5 protein-coding genes are annotated in these 2,911 nt (G+C 38.6%); 4 read left to right on the top strand and 1 reads right to left on the bottom strand.

The genetic code is table 11. From position 1 onward, the window contains the following. Positions 1–72 precede the first annotated feature (72 nt). Positions 73–159, bottom strand: coding sequence for a YjcZ family sporulation protein (locus BFU02S_RS15420; protein WP_066372574.1), 87 nt, complete (start codon positions 157–159; stop codon positions 73–75). A 206-nt stretch (positions 160–365) separates the two neighbouring features. Here BFU02S_RS15420 and BFU02S_RS15415 point away from each other — a divergent pair, with 206 nt between their 5' ends. From BFU02S_RS15415 to BFU02S_RS15400, 4 genes are all read left to right on the top strand, one after another. After that, positions 366–1,133, top strand: a complete 768-nt coding sequence (locus BFU02S_RS15415) for a segregation/condensation protein A (RefSeq protein WP_066372572.1) — start codon at positions 366–368, stop codon at positions 1,131–1,133. After that, on the top strand, positions 1,120–1,707 hold the full coding sequence (gene scpB / locus BFU02S_RS15410; protein ID WP_066372571.1) for an SMC-Scp complex subunit ScpB: 588 nt from the start codon (positions 1,120–1,122) through the stop codon (positions 1,705–1,707). Before BFU02S_RS15415 ends, scpB begins: the two co-directional genes overlap by 14 nt. A gap of 100 nt (positions 1,708–1,807) precedes the next feature. Beyond that, positions 1,808–2,227: a hypothetical protein gene (locus tag BFU02S_RS15405; protein WP_066372570.1), complete on the top strand. Its 420-nt coding sequence runs from the start codon at positions 1,808–1,810 to the stop codon at positions 2,225–2,227. A gap of 32 nt (positions 2,228–2,259) precedes the next feature. After that, positions 2,260–2,748 carry a YpuI family protein gene (locus BFU02S_RS15400; RefSeq protein ID WP_066372567.1) on the top strand — a complete coding sequence of 163 codons (489 nt, stop codon included), beginning with the start codon at positions 2,260–2,262 and terminating at the stop codon, positions 2,746–2,748. Positions 2,749–2,911 lie beyond the last annotated feature (163 nt).

The following is a 2,911-nucleotide window of genomic DNA, read 5'->3' as shown; positions in this document are numbered from 1 at the left end:
GAGAGCCCGTCAAAAAAGACGGGCTTCTTGTTTTTGGGACCTTAGAATAAGGACCCTATGACAAGTTTCACTTTACCAAACCCAAGCAGCACCAACGATAATTAACAAAATGAACAATACGACGATTAACGCAAAGCCGGCACCAAATCCGTCAGCCATTTTCTAATACCTCCTATTACAATTTGTGTTATTTCCCTGTTATCATATGTCGAGGATCTGTCCAGTGTTATGGGCAATCATCCTAATTTAGGAAAAGTGCTTTTAGTATGATTTTTCTATTGGATAACGTGAGCTGAATCAACTATACTAGTAATAGTCGTTTAATCATAACGACTTTATTTTTTTAGAATTTTGGTGAAGTAAAAGTGCCATACCAGGTAAAAATTGATGCTTTTGAAGGGCCGCTTGATTTGCTGCTCCATTTAATTAACCGGCTGGAAATTGACATATATGATATTCCGGTCGCTCAAATAACCGAGCAATACTTATTGTATATTCATACGATGAATGAACTTAAGCTGGATGTTGCCAGTGAGTATTTAGTAATGGCGGCAACTTTGCTTGCGATAAAGAGTAAAATGCTGCTTCCAAAACATGAGGAAGAAAATCACACTGATGATCCGGAAGTTTATGAAGAAGACCCAAGGGATGAACTTGTTGAACGGTTGATCGAATACCGAAAGTTTAAAGAAGCGGCTCAGGATTTAAAGGCATTGGAAGAAGAACGGGGACTGATGTATACAAAACCTCCAAGCGATTTATCCGATTTTTCAAAGGAAATTCAGCCTGGAAAGACAGAAATAAATGTATCCCTCTATGATATGCTGGCTGCTTTTCAAAAGTTGCTGCGCAGAAAAAAACTTCAGCGGCCAATTGCAACTAAAATCACTCGTCAGGAAATCTCCATTGAAAAAAGAATGGAAGAAATTATGACTGAATTATCACAGTTTAACGGAAGAAAAAATTTCTATGAATTGTTTCCCATTCCAACAAAAGATCATATTGTGGTGACTTTTTTAGCTGTTTTAGAGTTGATTAAACGAAAAGAAATTGATGCCTGGCAGCAAGAAAACTTCGGGGATATTATGATCCGAGCTGTAAAGGAAGGAGGAGATGCGTATGAATATCATTAATTGGACAAGCATACTTGAAAGTCTCTTATTTGCAGCTGGAGATGAAGGGCTTTCGCTTAAGCAGATTGCGGAAGTACTGGAAGTGGACGAGATGAAAGCACAAGAAATTATTGAGGATTTAAGGCTTGAATACAGTAAAAATGACAATCGCGGCATCATGCTGATCGAACTTGCCGGTACATATCAGCTTGCTACAAAGAAAGAAAATGCCATCTATTTAAGAAAGCTCGTCGATTCGCCCAATACCTCAACATTATCGCAGGCAGCATTGGAGACATTGGCGATTATAGCTTATAAACAGCCCATAACCAGAGCTGAAATTGAGGAGATTCGCGGGGTTAAAACTGAGAGGCCGCTGCATACCCTAATGGCTAAAGCATTAATAAAGGAAATCGGCCGGGCAGATGGCGCAGGAAGGGCATATCTATACGGCACAACGGAAGAGTTTCTTGATTATTTTGGGCTCAAAAGTTTGGATGAATTGCCAAAGCTTCCTGAAAAAGCAGAAGAAGAATTTATTCAAGAGGAAGCAGACTTGTTTTTTGAGAAATTTCAGGAAACGATTAACTCCTAATACCCAATCAAAATATGAGAATATATGCTAAAATATATATACATTATGAAGTAATTTTTAAGCGGGATTTAACGTATGGTGGATAAGGAGCGGGATTAAGGTGCTGATCAAAGAATGCAAAGGCTATGAATTAGAGAAAGCACAACCGAACACTTCCGAGGATTTTTTTAATCGGAGTGAAGTAACGTTCAGCGATGATGGAATCGAAAAGACATTGCATGTATTGTATGTAAGGTATTTTGATGAAATTTACCAAGAGTTTACCCCGTACAAACAGGATCCTATTTTTGTACAGAATGGCAGGGAAGTTGAATTTAAAGATATTGTTGCCTTGGTTTGTTTATTGAAAAATCCTGGCCTTCGGAGTAGAAAGCGTCTCTATATCAATTCAAAAGAGGAATTCGCTTCTTATTTTCGAAATATCAATTTTGATAAATTGCCAGAAATTTTTCTTGCCCTTAAACAAACAAATGGTTACAATCTGCGTTCGCCGCTGGAGTTTATTTTGCAGCCGCAATAAATGAAATGTGGAACAATACTAGGAGGATGAATATGGGAAATACATTAGTCAATTCACAACTTCAGGATGTGAAAGCTTTTTTGTCAAATGTCATCGTTTCTTTTGGGAATTTTTTAGATGAAACATCATTGTCACAATTTCAGTTAGAAAATGAAGAGGAACGCTCTTACACAAAAGTGATTTTTGCTCAATTACGCAAACTTGTTGTATATAGCGAGGAAGGTTTGGATGCTTGTTCCATCATTCTCCAAAGTGAACCGTTTCAGAAAGCGGCAGCAGAAAAAACTTTATACAAAATTTATCATCAGTGTATTGAAGAGTTCTTTGCTCCTAAGAATGATGCTTGGTATGAAGACAGCCGATCAGCTTATACCGGCAGAAACTCGATCAAGTTTTACCGCGCGATTCCAGAAAGTGTCAGCCAATTAGTCAAAAGCCTTGAAGGTGAATTTCAGCGGATTAGAGAAGAATTGGAATACTACGAAACCGACTACCGCACAAAAATGATGCAATCAAAATAGAAAAGCGGAAGCGCCTTGGAAAGCTCCGACGGGCAAATGTTTCTTCTGCACTCAAAGTCTGCCCTTTTGACTTTTAGTGCAGAAGGTTATTTGACCCCGAGGGGATAGGCGCTGAAGCTAGCCAAATAGAAAAGCGGAAGCGCCTTACCTTGGTGCTTTCGCT

The organism is Neobacillus fumarioli NBRC 102428 (assembly GCF_001591485.1).
GTDB lineage: Bacteria > Bacillota > Bacilli > Bacillales > Cytobacillaceae > Neobacillus > Neobacillus fumarioli.
Note: the sequence above shows the minus strand (reverse complement) of the source record. Positions and strands in the feature narration are given on the sequence as shown.

Coding starts and splice junctions, on each gene's coding strand:
- BFU02S_RS15420 (WP_066372574.1), bottom strand. CDS start 159: ATGGCTGACGGATTTGGTGCCGGCTTTGCGTTAATCGTCGTATTGTTC.
- scpB (WP_066372571.1), top strand. CDS start 1,120: ATGAATATCATTAATTGGACAAGCATACTTGAAAGTCTCTTATTTGCA.
- BFU02S_RS15400 (WP_066372567.1), top strand. CDS start 2,260: ATGGGAAATACATTAGTCAATTCACAACTTCAGGATGTGAAAGCTTTT.